General features: G+C 43.9%; 20 protein-coding genes and 1 pseudogene. 11 read left to right on the top strand and 10 right to left on the bottom strand.

Features of this window, described 5'->3' with window-relative positions:
- From IQ224_RS12365 to ndhC, 4 genes are all read right to left on the bottom strand, one after another.
- Window positions 1–223, bottom strand: a 223-nt coding sequence (locus IQ224_RS12365; RefSeq protein WP_130757148.1) for a transposase, incomplete at its 3' end; no start/stop codon positions are given.
- Window positions 224–476: 253 nt separating this feature from the next.
- Window positions 477–980: an NAD(P)H-quinone oxidoreductase subunit J gene (locus tag IQ224_RS12360; protein WP_002748717.1), complete on the bottom strand. Its 504-nt coding sequence runs from the start codon at window positions 978–980 to the stop codon at window positions 477–479.
- Entirely contained in the window at window positions 981–1,724 is a 744-nt protein-coding gene (gene ndhK, locus IQ224_RS12355; RefSeq protein WP_002748718.1) for a photosynthetic/respiratory NAD(P)H-quinone oxidoreductase subunit K, read from the bottom strand.
- Between the two features lie 47 nt (window positions 1,725–1,771).
- Window positions 1,772–2,134, bottom strand: a complete 363-nt coding sequence (gene ndhC / locus IQ224_RS12350; RefSeq protein ID WP_002739390.1) for a photosynthetic/respiratory NAD(P)H-quinone oxidoreductase subunit C — start codon at window positions 2,132–2,134, stop codon at window positions 1,772–1,774.
- Between the two features lie 1,049 nt (window positions 2,135–3,183).
- Here ndhC and IQ224_RS12345 point away from each other — a divergent pair.
- From IQ224_RS12345 to IQ224_RS12330, 4 genes are all read left to right on the top strand, one after another.
- Complete coding sequence (locus IQ224_RS12345; RefSeq protein ID WP_002748720.1) at window positions 3,184–3,495, top strand: 2Fe-2S iron-sulfur cluster-binding protein; 312 nt, start codon at window positions 3,184–3,186, stop codon at window positions 3,493–3,495.
- Window positions 3,496–3,706: 211 nt separating this feature from the next.
- Entirely contained in the window at window positions 3,707–4,408 is a 702-nt protein-coding gene (locus IQ224_RS12340; protein ID WP_036403016.1) for an MBL fold metallo-hydrolase, read from the top strand.
- Between the two features lie 22 nt (window positions 4,409–4,430).
- The gene (locus tag IQ224_RS12335; RefSeq protein ID WP_002748723.1) at window positions 4,431–4,976 is read left to right on the top strand and encodes a rhodanese-like domain-containing protein; all 546 of its coding nucleotides are present in this window, start codon (window positions 4,431–4,433) and stop codon (window positions 4,974–4,976) included.
- Window positions 4,977–5,177: 201 nt separating this feature from the next.
- Window positions 5,178–6,056, top strand: a complete 879-nt coding sequence (locus tag IQ224_RS12330; RefSeq protein ID WP_194033006.1) for a sulfite exporter TauE/SafE family protein — start codon at window positions 5,178–5,180, stop codon at window positions 6,054–6,056.
- 153 nt (window positions 6,057–6,209) lie between these two features.
- On the opposite strand, the gene hemC is transcribed toward IQ224_RS12330, so the two are convergent.
- Window positions 6,210–7,169, bottom strand: a complete 960-nt coding sequence (gene hemC / locus IQ224_RS12325) for a hydroxymethylbilane synthase (RefSeq protein WP_194033005.1) — start codon at window positions 7,167–7,169, stop codon at window positions 6,210–6,212.
- Window positions 7,170–7,384: 215 nt separating this feature from the next.
- Between hemC and IQ224_RS24135 the strand changes: the two are divergent.
- From IQ224_RS24135 to IQ224_RS12315, 3 genes and pseudogenes are all read left to right on the top strand, one after another.
- Window positions 7,385–7,661: pseudogene (locus tag IQ224_RS24135) on the top strand (hypothetical protein).
- Between the two features lie 33 nt (window positions 7,662–7,694).
- Window positions 7,695–9,293, top strand: coding sequence for an SUMF1/EgtB/PvdO family nonheme iron enzyme (locus IQ224_RS12320; RefSeq protein WP_194033004.1), 1,599 nt, complete (start codon window positions 7,695–7,697; stop codon window positions 9,291–9,293).
- 414 nt (window positions 9,294–9,707) lie between these two features.
- A complete protein-coding gene (locus IQ224_RS12315; protein ID WP_002748741.1) occupies window positions 9,708–9,875 on the top strand; it encodes a hypothetical protein in 168 nt (55 codons plus the stop codon).
- A gap of 158 nt (window positions 9,876–10,033) precedes the next feature.
- Here the strand turns inward: IQ224_RS12315 and IQ224_RS12310 are convergent, their stop codons facing one another.
- Both IQ224_RS12310 and IQ224_RS12305 read right to left on the bottom strand, forming a co-directional pair.
- A complete protein-coding gene (locus tag IQ224_RS12310; RefSeq protein ID WP_002748743.1) occupies window positions 10,034–10,810 on the bottom strand; it encodes a Uma2 family endonuclease in 777 nt (258 codons plus the stop codon).
- Window positions 10,811–10,838: 28 nt separating this feature from the next.
- Window positions 10,839–11,843, bottom strand: coding sequence for an NAD(P)-dependent alcohol dehydrogenase (locus tag IQ224_RS12305; RefSeq protein ID WP_002738510.1), 1,005 nt, complete (start codon window positions 11,841–11,843; stop codon window positions 10,839–10,841).
- 413 nt (window positions 11,844–12,256) lie between these two features.
- On the opposite strand from IQ224_RS12305, the gene dnaK reads away from it, so the two are divergent.
- From dnaK to rsgA, 4 genes are all read left to right on the top strand, one after another.
- Window positions 12,257–14,305, top strand: coding sequence for a molecular chaperone DnaK (dnaK, locus tag IQ224_RS12300; RefSeq protein WP_002748745.1), 2,049 nt, complete (start codon window positions 12,257–12,259; stop codon window positions 14,303–14,305).
- Between the two features lie 220 nt (window positions 14,306–14,525).
- Entirely contained in the window at window positions 14,526–15,650 is a 1,125-nt protein-coding gene (dnaJ, locus tag IQ224_RS12295) for a molecular chaperone DnaJ (RefSeq protein WP_002792864.1), read from the top strand.
- 2 nt (window positions 15,651–15,652) lie between these two features.
- Window positions 15,653–15,874, top strand: a complete 222-nt coding sequence (locus tag IQ224_RS12290; RefSeq protein WP_002792863.1) for a sulfurtransferase TusA family protein — start codon at window positions 15,653–15,655, stop codon at window positions 15,872–15,874.
- Window positions 15,875–16,951, top strand: coding sequence for a small ribosomal subunit biogenesis GTPase RsgA (gene rsgA / locus IQ224_RS12285; RefSeq protein ID WP_194033003.1), 1,077 nt, complete (start codon window positions 15,875–15,877; stop codon window positions 16,949–16,951).
- Window positions 16,952–17,093: 142 nt separating this feature from the next.
- On the opposite strand, the gene IQ224_RS12280 is transcribed toward rsgA, so the two are convergent.
- The 3 genes from IQ224_RS12280 to IQ224_RS12275 all read right to left on the bottom strand — a co-directional run bounded on the left by IQ224_RS12280 (window position 17,094) and on the right by IQ224_RS12275 (window position 19,937).
- Complete coding sequence (locus IQ224_RS12280) at window positions 17,094–18,890, bottom strand: IMS domain-containing protein (RefSeq protein ID WP_194033002.1); 1,797 nt, start codon at window positions 18,888–18,890, stop codon at window positions 17,094–17,096.
- Window positions 18,891–19,180: 290 nt separating this feature from the next.
- Window positions 19,181–19,375, bottom strand: a complete 195-nt coding sequence (locus tag IQ224_RS24130) for a hypothetical protein (protein WP_002739374.1) — start codon at window positions 19,373–19,375, stop codon at window positions 19,181–19,183.
- A complete protein-coding gene (locus IQ224_RS12275) occupies window positions 19,350–19,937 on the bottom strand; it encodes a hypothetical protein (RefSeq protein ID WP_194033001.1) in 588 nt (195 codons plus the stop codon). The genes IQ224_RS24130 and IQ224_RS12275 overlap by 26 nt, the downstream gene beginning before the upstream one ends.
- Window positions 19,938–20,106: the final 169 nt, after the last annotated feature.

Raw genomic sequence — 20,106 nt, 5'->3', positions numbered from 1 at the left:
CTACTGTACTTTTAGCTTGGGCGGCAATTATATCTGAGGGGTGAAAATAGGGGGAATTCCAAAAGTCGTAGGTGGCACTCGCTGCGGCTAGATTTCCCGAAGCTTGTGGCACACTTGTACTAGGTTGACTGGCCAAGTTTTCTACGATACTGATTAACCTTTTCTTTCTTCTGGTGTCCCCTAGGTCTGCATATTGTAATTCTTGGGCTGCCCATTTCTCCATTTTTTTGCTTACCTCCACCTTAATTCCTTCTTTCAAAACTATACCTATCAATCGTTTCCCCTTTTTTTAAGTTTCTTCTCTTTTTGTTAAGAAAGATCTGACTAATGGATAGCCCCCTTGATAAGGGGGGAACTGATCGTTTTTAATATCTACCTACTTATACTCAACGGATTTAGTATCAAAAAAAAATCGGGCTAGAAATATCTTCCAACCCCATAGGATGAATAACCTAATTAGTGATTAAATTCTCGACTTAGTAAGCGTCCTGTAGTTCGTAGAATTCGGGAGAAACGTAATCTTTGCGTAGAGGCCAACCGACCCAATCTTCTGGCATTAAAATCCGTTTCAGGTGGGGATGTCCTTCATAAATAATACCGAACATATCATAACTTTCTCGTTCTTGCCAGTCAGCAGCTTTCCAAATCCAGTAAACCGAAGCAACCCGGGGATTATCTCTAGGAAGAAAGACTTTTAATCGCACTTCCACGGGACTATCGACATTATCGGTTACTTTGACCAGATGATAGAAACTAACTAATTCCTTACCCGGTCCCAAATCGTAAGCGCCCTGACATTGGAGATAATTAAAGCCATAAGCGAATAAAGCAGTGGCCAGAGGAATTAAAAATTCTGGTTCTACTTTAATCAATTCCACACCACTATGGTCAGCTTCTAAAGCTTGATGATCAAAACCATTTTCGCTTAACCAAATCGAAGTGGGGCCAGCTTGCACAATAGCTGTGGTTTCTTCAGTCATTTAGATTTCTTCCTTTTGTTTCGTGGTCAAAAGAGCGGGAGGAACAGGCATACCAGTGGCTTCTAGTAACTCTTTCGGAGGTGTTTGACGGGTAGCCGATTGTAGATATTTACCCGTAAGAATCGGTTCCGTGGCCTGCATTTTGTGGGTGGTGCTGTAATAACGATTGGTTTGCTGGAGAACAGTCCCGCGTTCTTGAATAGATTCGTTAGCGACTTTTTTCCGCAGTTTAATAATCGCGTCGATAATCGCTTCCGGACGGGGGGGACAACCGGGTATATAGACATCCACGGGGATAAGTTTATCTACCCCTCTGACTGCGGTAGTGGAGTCACTGCTGAACATTCCTCCCGTAATCGTACAGGCACCCATGGCGATAACGTATTTAGGTTCTGGCATTTCTTCGTACAGACGCACCAAAGCGGGGGCCATTTTCATGGTAACTGTACCGGCAGTGATGATTAAATCGGCTTGCCGGGGACTAGAACGGGGAACTAAACCAAAGCGATCGAAATCAAAACGGGAACCAATCAAGGCCGCGAACTCGATAAAACAGCAAGCTGTACCGTATAGCATCGGCCAAAGACTTGACAAACGCGCCCAGTTATACAGGTCATCAACGGTGGTAAGGATGACATTTTCCGATAAATCCTGGGTAACTTTGGTGCGTTCGATGGGATTGAGGATTTTTTCGCTTTGTTGTTCGATAATTTGCTTAAATTCGCTGGTAGGGTTGGGACTCATCGGGTTATCCTCTCATGAAAAGTCAAAAATCAGGAAAATTATGGCGGTTATGACCATTCTAAGGCTCCTTTCCGCCAAGCATAGACGAGAGCAACCACAAGGATAGCAATAAAGATCAATGCTTCTACAAAAGCTAATAGGCCCAATTGATTGAAAGCTACTGCCCAAGGGTAGAGAAAGACGGTTTCTACGTCAAAAACCACGAAAACGAGGGCAAACATATAATAACGAATGTTAAACTGAATCCAAGCACCGCCGATCGGTTCCATCCCCGATTCATAGGTGGTGCGTCTTTCCGGACCGCCACCACTAGGCCGCAGGACTTTGGAGGCCGTTAGGGATAGGATTGGTACTAAACTGCAAGCGAGCAGAAATCCTAGAAAATACTCGTAACCTTTGAGGACAAACACTGGGTTTTTTTTCTCCTTATTCGTATTCGCTATCGACAGGGGAAGTTGTCGGCATCTCTATGGCTACTTATTATAGAGGCTTTAGCAACCCCTCTCCTTCTCAAAAGCAGCATTGAAGATGTTTATGGATACCATTAGCTAATCATCGGGTTGAGCTTCGCTACTGTCTCTGTTTTGCTCTTAACTCTGACGGGGTGACGAAAAAGCCTAAAATCCCCATGAGAAGCAAAGTGTAGCTAAATATGGTAAAAAAGAAGTGGCTGCGATCAGCTGTTGACTATCTCAATGAGTACCGGAGTGGTAAGTCCGAGCATTTGTACTAAAATTTCTCCTAGGCAGTTCAAATTATCAGAAATGCTGTCCAGCGGATTATAGTTTGTTTGTTAATGCACTGGCTCAAAGCCGCGATCGCTTAAGACAATATATCATTATGCAGTTACTAAAACTGACCCCCGGAAATTTTGCTAAATCTCTTAACTGATTAGATCATGACGATGACAATTTAAATAGTGACGAGTACAATTTCCAATCCCCAGTCGGATTAACTTTGTTAGCTATAGCATCCTTAAATAAAATGTGAAAAGGTATCGTATTTTTTAAGGTTAGGAAAATTCAATAATTGAAATTTACAAAAAACTCGAACAGTCGTTTAACCACAAGAAAACTTTTCGCCATCCCCTAAAATCTGCTCAAAAGACTTGTTAACTGTAGCCAAATCATTTCTACTAGATTTTCTTCGGTTTGGTGCGTTCTCAGTTGTCTGCTGACGCTCTTGGCGCTATTTCTCCGAATCAACCCTTTTTAAGGCATTAGGAAAGGATAGGCTATGCAGACTTTTATTTTATGAGACTAGGCTATTGTATCAACTTTTAATTAAACAGCTAATCTGCTAAAGTGATAAGTAAATATTATTTTAAGTTTATTTAAGACTGTCATTACTAATGCTAAGTTAAGCTGGGTAAATTTTCGCGTAGTATCAGAAAGGAAACTCATTCGACCCGTTCAGTTTAAACGGCGAGAAAAGGCATTTTGAGGCTGAGGAACAACCTATGGCAAAGAAAACAAAGACAACCACTTATAAAGTCACCCTGAAAACACCCGATGGCGACCATAAAATTGATGTTCCCGATAATGAATATATTCTCGAGGCAGCAGAAGAACAAGGATTAGATTTACCCTTTTCTTGCCGTGCTGGTGCTTGTTCTGCTTGTGCTGGTCAAATCGCATCTGGTAGCGTTGATCAATCCGATCAATCCTTCTTAGATGACGATCAAATTAAAGCGGGTTATGTCCTCACCTGTGTCGCCTATCCTACTTCTGACTGTGTGATCGTCACCCACAAAGAAGAAGATTTGTACTAATTTAACTCAATATTTGGGGGTTAGATACTCCAACAATACAACAATAATAGAGCGGGAACTGTAAGAGCGACAGTTCTCGCTTTATTTGTATTTTTGCCTCTTGACTCGACAGTGAGATAAAGCCCAAAAATTAATCCTGCTAGAGGGTTCCTACAAATTTATAAGTATATGGTAGTATAGTTATAAAGTTATACAAAGGGAGTCAGAGATCATGCTATTCCGTCAGATGTTCGATCCCGAAACCAGCACTTATACTTATTTGATTGCCGATCCCGTCAGCAAGGAAGCGGTATTGGTGGATCCAGTGCGGGAACAGGTGGAAAGGGATGATCGGCAATTACGGGAGCTAGGATTAACGCTAAAATACTGTTTAGAAACCCATATTCACGCCGATCACGTCACAGGAACTGGAAAATTAAGGCAAATCACAGGCTGTCTGGGTATAGTTCCCGAAAATGCCCAAGTAGCCTGTGCCGATCGCCATCTAGCAGATGGAGAGGAATTGTTACTAGGAAATATCACCATCAAAGCGATCACTACTCCTGGCCACACCGATAGTCATCTAGCCTATTTAGTCAATAACAGTCATATTTTGACAGGAGATGCCCTATTTATCCGGGGTTGTGGTCGTACCGACTTCCAAAGCGGCGATGCTGGTACTCTCTTTGATTCGGTCACGCAAAAACTTTTCACTCTCCCCGATAGTACCCTAGTTTATCCTGGCCACGACTATCGCGGTTTAACTGTCTCCACCATTGCCGAAGAAAAACAATACAATCCCCGTTTTGTCGGACGTAACCGCAGACAATTTATCGAGTTTATGAACAGTCTTAATTTACCAGATCCCAAAAAGATCATGGAGGCAGTTCCCGCTAACCAAGGATGCGGTAATTTAGGAGTTGTTTTAGCTTAAAGATCTATTCAGGAGATTAACGATGACCAATACCACAAATCAAGCAAAATTACTAGAATTTGATGCCCATACTTTAAAAAACTTAATTGAGCGCGGAGAAGTTTGCTTAATTGACGTGCGAGAACCGGGGGAGTACGCCAGCGATCGCATTCCAGGGGCGAAATTAGTACCACTTTCCAGTTTTAACCCTAATTCGATCGCTTTTGACCCCAATCAAACCCTAGTTCTCTATTGTAATTCCGGCAGCAGATCCACTGTAGCGGCACAAAAACTGATTGCGGCAGGATTTAGCCAAGTTGCCCAGCTAAAAAACGGCTTAAATACTTGGAAAAGTGCGGGTTATGCCACCGAAAAAGACCAAAATGCCCCAATTAGCCTATTCCGTCAGGTGCAGATCGTCGCTGGTTCCTTAGTAGTCCTCGGAACAGTATTAGGAGCCTTTCTCTCGCCTTGGTTCCTGATTTTAAGCGGTTTTGTCGGTTCTGGTCTAGTTTTTGCAGGGATTAGTAATACCTGTGCTTTAGCTATGCTTCTGGCTAAACTTCCCTATAATCAACCCCATCAGTAAGCAGTAATCAGTCATCAGTAATCAGTAACCAGTAAATAATGAAATATGATTTGCTGATAACTGATAACAAGAGAAGAATCTAAAACCTAAGATGTACTTAGTTTCTAGCCTTCTTTTTAGGTAGGAGAATTGTCAGATTCTTTACTTGGGGCCTGTTGCCTTCAGAAACTGATAACTGATCACTGATCACTGATAACTGAAATGACTTGGTTAATTGGACATTTATTAGCCGTTTGTACGGGGATTAGTCTGGGATTGCTGGGAGGAGGAGGTTCTGTACTAGCATTACCGATTCTAGTCTATGTGATGGGGGTACCGACCAAATCGGCGATCGCTATGACGCTTCTAGTCATCGGTAGTGTCAGTTTACTCGGCACGATTCCCCACTGGAAAAAAGGCAACATTAACTTAAAAACCGCTTTTATCTTCGGTTCTGCGACGATGGTAGGGGCTTTTTTGGGAGCAAGATTAGCCACATTACCCTTTGTCACTGCCACCTTCCAGATGCTCCTGTTTGCAACACTAATGGTAGTAGCAGCAGCCTTTATGATTAGTAGATCAACACAGATAGATAATCCTGATTATAAAGCCCGCGATCGCCAAAAAAATCTGACTCTCTACCCCCAACCAGTGTGCCGATATTGCTGGCTCTGGTTAATGAGCGAAGGAATTGCTGTGGGTGTCCTGACGGGATTAGTTGGGGTTGGGGGAGGCTTCGCTATCGTTCCCGCGCTGGTATTATTGGGTAAAATCCCCATGGTTCAAGCGATCGCCACTTCCCTGCTGATTATTTTCCTCAATTCTGTAGCTGGATTACTGGGTTATTTAGGTCATATTAGCGTCGATTGGCAGTTAACCCTATCCTTTGCTTTTGCGGCTGCTCTCGGTACTCTTATCGGTTCCTATCTGGGACAGTTTGTGTCCGCAAAACAGTTACAAAAAGGTTTTGGTTATTTTCTCTTAGCGATCGCAGTTTTAGTTTTAATTCAAAATCGTCACATCCTGCACAATTTCCTGACTCCGAAAGGCGATTCTCTCATCCCGGCGGAGAAGACTATCAATCGAACTGAAGTCAATTAAATCTCGATACTGGGAGAATTGCTGCAATACTGATCAGCTGCTTGCCTATCCACATCACTTGTTAAAACTGCATGGGAGAGGCACTGGAGCTTTTTGCTGTTTAAGACTGATAACTGATAACTTACCCACTGATAACTGATCACTGATAACTGATTATCGGCCCACTTCAGCGAAAATCTCGGCTAAAATCTCCCCAGCACCAGCCTCGCGCACTTTATGGGCTAAATCTCGTCCTAAGACTTCCCCATGGCTAGGATCACCGCTAACCGAGTCCTTAATCAGGCGCTTACCGTCGAGACTAGCCACCATACCCGTTAAAGTTAGGATACCATCCTCGATCGCCGTATTGACTCCGATGGGAACTTGACAACCCCCCTCCAACTCGCGTAAAAAAGCGCGTTCAGCATAGCATCTATCGCGGCTAGGGGCGTGTTCCAACACTTTTAGGACTTCCAAAACCTCCGGATCAGCATCGCGGCATTCTATCCCTAAAGCCCCCTGTCCCACCGCATGGAGAGAAATCTCCGCCGGAATAACCTGATGAACTCGATCGCCTAATCCTAACCTTTCCAATCCCGCTACTGCCAGAATAATCGCGTCGTATTCTCCCGCGTCCAGTTTTGCCAGACGGGTGTTAACATTGCCGCGCACATCTTTAAAAGTCAAATGGGGATAATGGTAACGCAACTGGGCCAATCGCCGCAGGGAAGAAGTCCCCACCACTGCACCTTCTGGTAAAGTGTCTAATTGATAGTCTTGGTTTTCGCTATTTACCACCAAAGCATCGGCCGGATTAACTCTTTCGGTGACGCAACCCAAGATTAAGCCTTCGGGCAAATTAGTGGGCAGATCCTTGAGAGAATGGACGGCAAGATCGATCGATCTATCCAACATTCCCACTTCTAATTCTTTGGTAAATAAACCCTTATCACCGATTTTCGCCAGGGCCACATCGAGAATTTTATCGCCTTGGGTACTCATCGTCTCCACCTCAAACTGTCGATGGGGGTGGTGTTTACTCAATTCTGCCTGTACCCAATAGGTTTGTACTAGGGCTAACTGACTTTTACGCGAACCGATACGCAGGGAACGAGGAGGACTAGAAACGGACATATCTGAAGTAGGAATTTAACTAAACATCTATCTGACTGCTCGATCTAGACTATCCTGATCTCACCCCTGTTGAGTAATCACTTTCTAGCTTAGGCATAAATAGTTACATCTCTTAATATTTTTCAAGAAATGGGGTGACTATTATTCCCCACTGACAGCAAAGCTGAAAGCCTAGATTAAAATAGAGGGACAAACGTTGCAACAGGGTCTAACTAATGACATTACAACACCCTTGCTATAACAAAGAAAAATTTGTCCGACGTGGACAGGAAATCTATCAGTCTCGGCTGCGTCAGCAGGTTGAGAAGGACAATCATGGGAAGATTGTAGTTATTGATATCAAAACAGGTGCTTTTGAATTAGCCAAAGATATCCTCACAGTTTCCAAATCAACTTTTAACCCGATTGACCGATGCCCAAATTTGGTTCGTTAGAATCGGACATCGAGCATTTGATCGAGTCGGTTTGATTGGGGCGAATTTGCTGCAATGATTATAGGTAATGTTAAATCGTGGAGTTATTATTATGCTAGACCAAATGATGAGGATGTTAGAAGGGCAACGAATAAACTCTTATCGTCTTAATAAGTTTCTTGGTGCGGGTGGTTTTGGGGGTGTATTTCATGCTAGTGAAATGGTCAGAAATACATCGGTTCAAGAAGTTGCCATTAAAGTTATCCCCGAAAGTAGCGATGATAAATTAAATGAGTTACAAAATGCCAGAAAGTTAGAACATTCTAATTTAATTAAGGCTTATTCAGTGGGGGAATTTACTTTTCTTAATACAGAAATGCTTTATTTAGTGATGGAATTGGCACAGGGTAGCCTAGAAAATCACATCGCCAAAGGCAGTTTGTCATCAAGTGAGATTAAAAATATTACTGCTCAAGTCGCCCAGGGCTTAAATTATCTTCATGGACAAAATAAAGTCCATCGAGATTTAAAACCGGGTAATATCCTCAAGGTTAATCAACAATACAAGTTAGCAGATTTTGGCTTAATTAGAACTTTAAATAACAAAAGCCACACTCAAACCGTCCACAATAGCGGTACAATTATTTATATGCCTCCCGAAGCCTTTAGGGGGGATATTTCCTCAGCTTGGGATCTGTGGTCATTAGGTATTATGTTAATCGAAATGACCACTAATCAACTTCCCTATAAGTTTAATAATGATATTAATCAATTAATGGCCAAGGTGATGAATTGTGAGCTACAAATCCCTAGTTTACCGAAAGAGTTTAAACCGATTATTGAAGGGTGTTTGCAAAAAGATAGAAAACAAAGATGGACAGCACAACAGGTTTTAAATGCCTTACAACCTGTGGGATGGAATTCTCCCCCGTCACCTCCACCAGCACCAGCAGCAGTCAAAAAGCCTGTTTCACCTACTCCATTTACCGAAAAAATATCCAACCGAGTCACACTAGAGATGGTGAGCTTACCAGCAGGTCAATTTCTCATGGGTTCTCCTGATAGTGATCCCGATGCTGCAAGTAATGAAAAACCTCCACACCAAGTTAAAGTCAACAGTTTTGCGATTGGGAAATATCCAGTGACTCAGGCACAATATGAAGCAGTAATGGGAACCAATCCCTCTCATTTTAAAAATTGGTTTAAAAACAATCCCCAAAATCCGGTAGAACAGGTTAATTGGAACGAGGCTCAAGCTTTTTGTCAAAAATTGAGTCAAATAACTGGCAAAACCTATCGCCTCCCCACAGAAGCGGAATGGGAATATGCCTGTCGTGGGGGGACTACTACTCGCTATTATTTTGGTGATGATGCCAATCAGCTAGGAGATTACGCTTGGTATGACGGAAATTCTCAGGATAAAACTCATCCTGTGGGCCAGAAAAAGCCTAATGCTTGGGGACTCTATGACATGAGTGGCAATGTTTGGGAGTGGTGCGAAGACAATCGGCACGATAACTATATCGGAGCGCCAAAGGATGGCAGTGCTTGGCTGATAAAGGATAATCATTTTCAAATACTGCGGGGCGGTTCTTGGTGCTTCAATCCTGGTAACTGCCGTTCCGCTTTCCGCAACCGCACCGACCGCCGCGACTTCGTCAACATCCTCAACGGTTTTCGGGTGGTGTGCGGTGCTGGGAGGACTCTGTAACCCTTATTTTCTTTTTACCCTTTTTACCCTTTTTTCAATTTTTCTCTTTTTCCCGCCCCTAGGCGGATCGATTTTTTTTTGAGCCGTAGGTTGGGTTGAGGAACGAAACCCAACCCAATTATTTAAAAGTGTTGGGTTTCACTATCGTTCAACCCAACCTACGATCTCAAGGGATTTAGGATAATATTGGTGGAAGTCCTCGATTTATCTGATCAAATCATTCAACAGTCCCAAGTAGCTATGGGTATTCGTCACCTAGGTTCTTTGGAGTCCTCCTGTCTCCTATTGTAAAGTTTTGTGAATTTTTCTGGGAATAGGGCATTTTGTAAAAATAGATACAGAATTGTATGTTATATATATTAGTGGGTGATTAAAAAAGTTCTAAACACTATTTGCAGATCGGAGGAAATGATTATGTCCACAGAACAACAAGCTCGTGCCTTAATGATACGTCACCACCACGCCGTCAAAAATCGTCAACAATCGATGTTAGGCAGAAGTGCTTCTGAAATCGGTATTGACAATGACAATGGCCACGGGGAAACCGTTCAACGTCGCTTCTCGGCCGACTTTTCTTCCTAAACTTATGATCGCTCTGGTGCTACTCTGAGTTAGGCTCTGAGATTTCGCCAAAGTGTCAGCTTTCAATCTTAGAATTAAGTGAACAATCAGCCCACACAAACCGAAATCGGAAGGTGTGGGCTTTCGATTTTTAGAGATAGGGGTCAGTCTTGGGCCGATTACGGGATTTCATCGGGATTTATGCCTAATTGCCGTAATTGTGCCGCTAAACGTTCCGCGCGTTGACGTTCGCTTTCGGCCTGTTGAGAGGCAGCCCTGGCCCGTTGACGTTCGATTTCAGCATTCTGACGTTCGATTTCGGCTAATTCCGCAGGTAGGAGGATTAAATTGCCATCTAGGTCATAAAAACGCAGCCAAGGAGCTTCTTCTCGTTGGATGCTGCCCATCCAGACTCCTAACCATAATCCCAAACGTTGACACCATAACCAACCGCGATGGTCGGGAATAATTTCTTGATAGCATTGATTTTGGTCTAAAGCCCAACCTTGCAGGGAAGTGGCATCAAAGGGATTATAAACAAAGTATTGGGAACAGCGAAAAGTCCGCTCATAGAGGTCTTTTTTGATAGTTAAATCGATTTTTGCGGTGCTTTCTGACATTAATTCCACGATCACATCGGGATAACGTCCGTTTTCGTTCCAAACCACCCATCCTTGTCGTTTATAACTACCATCGATATCGAGGACAACGAAAAAATCGGGGCCGCGAAAATCTTTATTAAAAACCCGCTCACGGCTAAAGTAAATAAACATATTACCGCCAACAAAAAAGTCCTCTCGATCCTGATAGGCTTGTTCGATAGAATCGATTAACACATTCATGGCCTTGCGGTGACGGTAGGTTTCCAAAGGTTCTCCATCATCAAAAATCAAGTCTTCCGGGGGAATGGGAGGTTCTTCCCAATCGATAACTGGAGGAGTGAGGGGTTGAGTCATCGGGGTTACGTCCGGGATAGAGATGGTTTTATTTTATTTGCAAGACGAGGCGATATTTAGGTTGTCCGGTTCGCAATTTTTCCATGGCTTCATTCACCCGGGAGATAGGATAGGTTTCTGTGACTGGTTCAATGCCATGGCGAGAGGCAAATTCAATCATTTTACTGACGGTACTGGGACTACCCAAAGGACTGCCGGAAATCGATTTTTGACCCATAATCAAGGGAAAAGCGTAGGTAGCCATGGGTTCAAGAACAGCGCCAACAATATGCAGGCGACCTTTGGGTCGTAAACAGGCGATATAAAGACCCCAATCGAGATTAACGTTAACGGTAGAGATGATAAAATCAAAGTAATTTTGTACCGATTGCAAAGCTTCGGGGTCTCTGGAATTGATAAAATGAGTCGCTCCTAGTTCTTTTGCTTCCGTTTCTTTGTCGGGACTACTGGAAAAAGCGGTTACTTCGCAGCCCCAAGCTTTGAGGAATTTTAAGGCTATATGGCCCAATCCACCAATACCAATGACACCAACTCGGGCCGTGGGTTTAATATTAAATTGGACAATCGGATTAAAGACGGTAATGCCACCACAGAAAAGCGGGCCAGCTTTGGCAGCATCTAACTGGTCCGGCAAGGGAACTAACCAACTATGATGGGCCCGGACTCTTTCGGCAAAACCGCCATGGCGACCGACGATAGTTCCTTCGGCAGTAGCACAAAGGTTTTGATCCCCTGACATACAGGTTTCACAGGTGGAACAGGAACGGGAAAACCAACCGAGACCGACTCTTTGCCCTAATTTTAACTCTTTGACTTTAGCACCAAGAGCGGCGATCGTGCCGACCACTTCATGGCCAGGGACAAAGGGATAGGTGGTCAGTCCCCAATCGTTATCGAGCATACTTAGGTCACTGTGGCAGATGCCGCAATATTCCACCGCGATTTCTACATCTTCATCCGCTAATATGCCCGGATCGTAGTCAAAAGGCTCTAGTTTTCCCCCTTTTTCTTGGGCAGCATAGGCTCTAATCATGATTAAGTCCTCTAGGATCAGTTTATTGGTTATTTTATCCTAAGTTTATCTGAGTATGGCTTGTCCTCAATCCTGTTTACAAGGTATGGAAAAGTGGGAAGTGGGGAGAAGGGAACGGATTTGATCTGGTCAGCGATCGCCAAATAGTGCCAAGGGTGATTTTTTGATACTACAAAGAATAGGAAGCGGAAGCATCAGCAAAATCACTGGTTTTAGGTTACTCTTGATATATAGTCCACTACACCGATCTGGTCGGGCTTGCGGACTTTACCGACAAGTTTTGTTAGCCTCGCAGGAAAACTACCAGCTTTCAACCGGGGCAAGATTAGACGAGGTAAAAAGCCCGCTTCTAATTTGGGGATAATTTTTGTCAGCGATTGTATCCTATTAACTATCATTATTATTAGAGCGTCATGGGAAAAGTCATCGGCATCGACTTAGGGACAACCAACAGTTGCATTGCCGTACTCGAGGGAGGTCAGCCGATTATAGTTCCCAACTCGGAAGGGGGAAGGACAACTCCTAGTATCGTGGGATTCGGCAAGGGCCAGCGCCTAGTGGGACAACTGGCCAAACGTCAGGCGGTCACTAATGCCGAAAATACCGTCTATAGCATCAAACGCTTTATCGGTAGGCGTTGGCAAGATACCGAGACCGAAAGGGGACGAGTTGCCTATCATTGCCAACGCGGTCGCGATGATACTGTCAATATCAAAATTCGTGATCGGGAATTTACCCCCCAAGAAATTTCGGCCATGATCCTGCAAAAATTAAAGGCCGATGCCGAGGCCTATATGGGAGAAGCGATTAACGAGGCCGTGATTACAGTTCCGGCCTATTTTACCGATGCCCAACGTCAAGCCACTAAAGACGCGGGGATGATTGCAGGACTAGAAGTATTAAGAATTATTAACGAACCCACCGCCGCTGCCCTAGCTTACGGTTTAGATAAACAAAACGAAGATCAACATATCCTCGTTTTTGACCTAGGGGGAGGAACCTTCGACGTTTCCATCCTGCGACTGGGGAAGGGGGTCTTTGAAGTGAAAGCCACGGCCGGCAATAACCATCTTGGGGGGGACGATTTTGATAATCTCTTAGTGCGGTGGTTGGTGGAGAACTTTCAAAGTCAAGAAAACATCGATCTGTCCAGCGATCGCATGGCGATCCAAAGACTGCGAGAAGCCGCCGAAAAAGCCAAAATCGAGCTTTCTAGCATGATTAGCACCTCGATCAATCTCCCCTTCATCGCCGCCGACGAAACTAGCCCTAAACACCTAGAATTGGAACTAACTCGCGCTAAATTCGAGGAATTAACCAGGGAATTAGTGGAAAAAACCCTCGAACCCGTACAACAGTCCCTCAAAGATAGCGAACTGCAGCCTAGCGATATCGATCGTGTTGTTCTCGTTGGTGGTTCCACCAGAATGCCCGCCGTACAGCAATTAATCTCCCGTTTCTTTTCTACCAGCCAGATCGATCGCTCTGTTAACCCCGATGAGGCCGTTGCTTTGGGGGCAGCCATTCAAGCCGGAGTTTTAGGTGGAGAAGTAGAAGATATCCTCCTACTCGATGTCACCCCCCTTTCCCTCGGCATTGAAACCCTCGGCGAAGTCTTTACCAAAATTATCGATCGCAATACCACTATCCCCACCAGTAAATCTCAGGTTTTCTCCACAGCTGCCGATGGTCAAACTTCCGTGGAAATTCATGTTCTGCAAGGGGAAAGAACCATGTCCCGGGATAATAAAACCCTGGGTAAATTTCTCCTGACAGGAATTCCTCCCGCTCCTAGGGGGGTGCCACAAATCGAGGTGGCCTTTGAGATCGATGTTAACGGCATCTTGAAAGTGGCCGCCAGCGACCAAGGCACCGGCAAAGAACAAAGCATTTTAATTAGCCATACTGGAGGGCTGAAACCGAACGAAATTGAAAAAATGCGCCTAGAAGCCGAAAAATACGCCGAATCCGATCGCCGTCGTCTGCAAATGATCGATATTCGCCAGCAGTGCGATAGTCTTTTCTATAGCTACGAAGTCACCATCAGGGAACACAGTCAGTTAGTCGCCCCCGATATCCGGCAACTGGCCGACCAGAAGCGGCAACAGTTGGAAATCGCTCTGCGCGACCCCTCCCTATCCCCAGAAAAGCTAAAAACCACCTTGGCAGAATTTCGTCAGCTTGTCCTCGAAATCGGTACCCGTATCTACACGGGGAGACAAGAGCAAAACCAACCCCTTAACGGTGCTGGGTTTGAATCGATCGATGTCACCGAAAAACTGACTCGACCCACCCGCACCCGGGCTACTTCCTCGAATACCTTCACCAATAGGCCAACCCTCTCCCGCACTAGAACCAGAACCTATAGTAATCTGGAAACTAAATCCACCGAATTGGACAGTGATGATGATCCCTACGATGGCGAAGAAATCAGCACCAGTGACTATGAGGCCGTAGATTAAAAAGTGATCAGTAATCAGTAATCAGTAATCAGCTTTTTTCTCCCCTTCTCCCCACACCCCACTTGCCACTTCCCACTTCCCACTTGCCACTTCCCAACCCCTAACCCCCAGCAAAAAGAAATAGTAGGGATAACCCAACTAAACTACTATGTATAGTTTGTTAAAGTAACAACTAGACTTAAACTTTATTTATAAATTGCCAGCAGAACCATAGCCCCCTATGCCCACTGATTACTACGAAATTCTAGGTGTCTCGCGAGATGCCGGCAAAGAAGACATCAAACGCGCCTATCGTCGTCTCGCCCGAAAATACCACCCCGATGTTAACAAAGAACCGGGAGCCGAAGAACACTTCAAAGAAATTAACCGCGCCTACGAAATTCTCTCGGAACCAGAAACCCGCAATCGTTATGACCGCTTTGGTGAGGCTGGGGTTTCTGGGGGCGCTGCCGGTTTTGATCCCGACAATATGGGCGGTTTCGCCGATATATTTGAGACAATCTTTAGTGGTTTTGGGGGCATGGGCGGCCAAACAACGGCCCGCCGACGCACAGGCCCTACCCGGGGCGAGGATCTACGTCTCGATTTTAAACTAAAATTCCGCGAGGCGGTCTTTGGCGGCGAAAAGGAAATCCGCATCCGTCATCTGGAAACCTGTCAAACCTGTAAAGGCAGTGGGGCCAGACCGGGGACTGGTTCTCGTACTTGTACTACTTGCAATGGTACTGGTCAGGTGCGTCGTGCCACCCGTACTCCCTTCGGTACTTTTGCTCAGGTTTCGGTCTGTCCCACCTGTGACGGTGCGGGAGAAGTGATCGAGGAAAAATGCGATGTTTGCGGCGGCTCCGGACGTAAACAGGAAACCAAAAAACTGAAAATTACCATCCCCGCAGGGGTTGACAACGGCATGAAGTTGCGCGTTGCCCGGGAAGGAGACGCAGGACTGAAAGGCGGGCCGCCGGGGGATTTATTCGTTTATCTAACCGTGGAAACAGATGCAGAATTTCAACGGGAAGGCAATGATATTAAATCGAATATCTCGATTAGTTATATCCAAGCGATTTTAGGATGTACTATTAAAGTTAATACGGTAGATGGCCAAGAAGACCTGATTATCCCAGCCGGTACCCAACCGAACACCGTACTGATTTTAGAAAGTAAAGGGGTTCCCAAATTAGGCAATCCCGTCAGTCGCGGTGATCATCGTATTACCGTTAAAATCTCGATTCCTACCCGTGTCACTGGAGAAGAACGGGATTTACTGGAAAAATTGGCAAAAGTTCGCGGGGAAACCGTGGGGAAAGGCGGCATCGAGGGATTTTTAGGCAATATCTTCCATAAATAACTATGACTTTAGACCTGCGCGGCACTCCCTGCCCAATTAATTTTGTCCGGACAAAATTGCAATTAGAGAAAATGCCCGCCGGGGAACGGTTGGAAGTCTGGTTAGATGCCGGGGAACCGATCGAACAGGTTCCCACTAGCCTGACCGTGGAGGGTTATCAGATAGAATCGATCGAAGACCGAGATAGCTTTTTTGTGCTCAAAGTCTATCGCCCCGATTCCTAAATGGTAGATGCACAATTAACCGATTTATACGGCACAGTGGTGGCTGTACAGGCGAATTTCTATCAGGTACGCTTGGATTCTGCCGTTATGGGCGAGAATCTTCTCTGTACCCGTCGCGCTCGCTTGCAAAAAATCGGTCAGTCGGTGATGGTTGGTGATCGGGTGCGCGTGGAGGAGGCCAATTTTGATGATCGGCAGGGTGCGATCGCAGAAGTTCTCCCCCGCAGTACCGAGATCGATCGGCCAGCCGTTGCCAATATCGAGCAGATTTTGCTAGTTTTTGCCCTTGCTGAACCTGTCCTCGATCCTTGGCTGATCAGTCGTTTTTTGGTAAAAGCCGAGTCCACAGGCTTAGAAATTGCGGTCTGTGTCAATAAAATTGATCTGGGAGAACCGGAACAAATAGAGATATGGGGCGATCGCCTAGCTAGTTGGGGATACCAGCCCTTTTTTGTCAGTGTCGAGAAAAATCGGGGATTTGAGGCTTTATTGGCACAATTAAACCATAAAATCACTCTCTTGGCCGGTCCATCGGGGGTGGGAAAATCGAGTTTAATTAATTGCCTAATTCCTGAGATTAATCAACGGGTGGGGGATGTGTCGGGAAAACTGCAAAAAGGTCGTCACACTACCCGTCATGTGGAGTTATTTGCTTTACCAAATCGGGGTTTATTGGCCGATAGTCCGGGTTTTAACCAACCGGATATTAACTGTTCACCGGAACAATTAACTTTTTATTTTCCGGAAGTGAGAGAGCGTTTAGCTTTGGGAAATTGTCAATTTAATGATTGTACTCACCGTCGGGAACCTAACTGTGTGGTTAGGGGAGATTGGGAACGTTACCAACATTATTTAGAGTTTTTAGAAGAAGCGATCGCACGAGAACAGTCATTACAGAAAACTAGCACAAAAGAGTCAAGTTTAAAGTTAAAAATTAAAGAAGCAGGTCAAGAAACCTACGAACCCAAATTAGCTAATAAAAAATATCGTCGTCCTTCCCGTCGCGGCAAAAATCAAGATCAGGAACGCTACGAAAATAAAACTCTTCAAGATATTTATAATGACGATTCTGAATAGAATCGGTTAGGTTGCCTTTATCTTTAGGATTGCTTTATAAATATTGTCTAAAGATGAAAATTTAACAGCAATGATTGTATATATGGGTTTTTATCTGAACTATTTTTCATTTTTCTTCTCCCCCTTTTGGAATTAATTTAACTTATCTACGAACTAAATTTTTAACAGTTCTAGAGTTAGCTATTTTCCATTTTCCCTCGTCATTTTCAAGATTATAGCGAACCAATGAAGTGCTAAAAGCACTATTTTTTTGATCAATTTTACCCTGACTGTTATAGAGGGTTCTTTCTTCAGTAACCACCACATCCACTGTAGCTTGATCGCCAGAGGATGTAAAATTATTAACTGAATCTATTCTCTGAACTCCATAGATATAATAAGCACCATTATTAGCTAACCATTCGGAAGAACTTTCTTGACCATCAGAGCGCTTTATTTTGTCATTATAAGCTTTACCTGTAAGTAATTCTTCTCCTAAATAGGTTTGATAGGAGGGACCATAAATATCTCTTTTTGCCTTTAACCAACGCTCGATTAAATCCACCGCTTCTGAACGAGAAATAGAGTTAACTGTCCGTTGAGGAACGGGTGAATAGACAGGTTCAGGATCCGGTGAGGTATCGATGACACCTTGGGTGATTTTAACTTGATTAAAGTATTTAATTAGTTGCCTTTGTAGCTCTTGAGCGCGATTTAAGTCCCTAAAAGTTGCCACCTGAATATTACCATCATTAACAACAGCATCGCGACAAAAGTTATTTTTCACTCTCTCTAAACTATCCTCGTCAGTTACTACAACTTTATAGTAAGTATCGGTGATATTCTCATCTCCACAGACAGGTTTAGGAAACTCATTATTAATGGTAATATCTGAGTCTTGATTCTCTGGGGAAGGTGACGGAGAAATTGATTTATCTCCAGAAGAATTTGAGAGATAATGACTTAAGACAAAACCACCTAAAATGCCAGTACCGATCATACTCCCTATAATTATCGCTTTCACCCATTCAGGTAAAGTGCGGGGATTAGAAACAGGTTTTGAAGTTACAGGAGAAATTACTTGAGTAGGAGCGGGAGTAGCAGCGGGGATAACGATATTTGTTGCTACAATTGATGGGGTATTTTGTAGCGCTTCTAACATCTCTTTTGCGGTTAAATAACGTTCGTTAGAGCGCAGTGAAATAGTTTTATCTAACACAGCTGCTAAACTGATATTAGTATTTAAAGCGAACTGCCGCCAATAAATTTTTCCTGTCATCGGATCGCTCTCTAACATTTCAGGAGTTTTGCCGGTTAGTAGATAAATAGCCGTCAATCCTAAAGCGTAGAGATCACTACTATAAACCGGACGACCGATCGCCTGTTCTGATGGCATAAAACCCGGAGTACCGATAACAATAGAATTAAGAGAATGGCCCGAATTAGAAACCACCGTTCCCATAGTTTCTTTAACCGCACCGAAATCAATTAGGATCGGTAAATTATCATAAATCCGTAGAATGATATTATCGGGTTTTATATCTCGATGGATAATTTTTTGTCCGTGAACATAAATTAAAACCTGTAGAATACTAACTAAAATCTCTTTGACTTGATCATCGCTAAAAACTCCTTTACTCTGTATTCTTTGGCTGAGAGTTTCTCCCTCGATAAATTCCTCGACTAAATAAAATTGATTATTTTCCTCAAAATAAGCGTATAGTTTGGGAATTTGGGGACTATTTTCGCTCAATTTTTCCAGGATAGCCGCTTCTCGCTCAAACCTTTCTTTGACAAGATTGTGAACCTGGGGATTGTCATTAATCGGTTTTAGCTGTTTAATCAGACAGAGACGTTTTGAAGGCATTTGGCTATCTTCTGCCAAAAAAGTCTCTCCGAAACCACCATCGGCAATTAATCGCAGGACTTTGTAACGATTTTGTAGAATTAAATCCGTCATGGGGAAACATTACCGTTTAGTTAACAATCTTCACCGATAACTAATAACTGAGGTGATGGTAGGGCAAATCAGATAAAGAGGGTATTTAATTGGCCATTTATTTTGATAATCTAAATCCATCTAGACCACAAATGTTGCATCCTGTAATAAAATTTAACATTTAGCGGTAGAAACATCCCATTTCGACAACATTTGTTAACATTTTATGACTTTATCTATCTAGTGTAAAAAGCTGATTTCTTGACACACATAAGCTAGAAGATAGCGCAGTTTATCAATGAACTTTTTCCCTAATTTTTGGCAACTTTTGCTAATTTAAGACTAGATAAGAACTCTTGTAAAAATCGGGTTAAAAGTTGATCGAAAGCTGTGAGGATATCTTTTGTTAATTCAAAAACACCTGTTTTGATATCAATGGCTACAATAGAATGAATGAATGGTTTAGTTTTTGGAAGTCCTTTATACCTTAATCGAACTAGGTTCATCGACGGCTGCGATAATGCGATGACAACCGGAAAAGGGTTGCGCCCATTGATACTGGTGTTCTAAAGGATTACCCCAACAGAGGCCGAGATATAATTCTGTACGCGCCACATCTAACTCCGCCCATTCGGACTGGGCGACTAATTCAGCTAGAGAATCGGCAGAAATGGGAGGACGGGAGTTAAGCGCCCACCAAAAATTCATATTAGGGGTGATACTGTTCCAAAACTCTAAAACGGAAGCTTTGGCAGCCATGAGAATTTCCTTGTCACCCGCGACGGGAACTAATTGATTATGAATTTCGGGATAACGAAGAGTGCGATCGCCCCATTGACAAACACGCCAGATAATGCCCGAAACCTGATATTTTTGTTGATAATCGTGAACTTGGCGGCGAAAATCCTGATAGGCGAAGACTTTGCCCACCTTTTCTAGATTGATCGCCTTGGCAATCACCGGATTATCAATGCGCTCCGCCGGAGAGAGTAACAGACGTTCCCCTTTGCAAGTGGCGTGCATTTCTCGCTCGAGGATTTCAATTAACTGCTGTGTCGAGTAAGCCATACTACCGCTCTTACCTGAGAGAGGATTTCTTTTTATAATAAACTCGAATTTCCGTAGTGGAAAGGCTCGATCGCTAGAAAATTGTCATTCATCGGACATATCGGCAGCATACCCCTTAATACTTGGGGTTTGCGGCAAAAAGCTTTTCGGTGGGGGCAGGGTGTGGGGT

It is taken from the genome of Microcystis sp. LEGE 00066 (assembly GCF_015207925.1).
Lineage (GTDB): Bacteria > Cyanobacteriota > Cyanobacteriia > Cyanobacteriales > Microcystaceae > Microcystis > Microcystis ichthyoblabe_A.
Note: the sequence above shows the minus strand (reverse complement) of the source record. Positions and strands in the feature narration are given on the sequence as shown.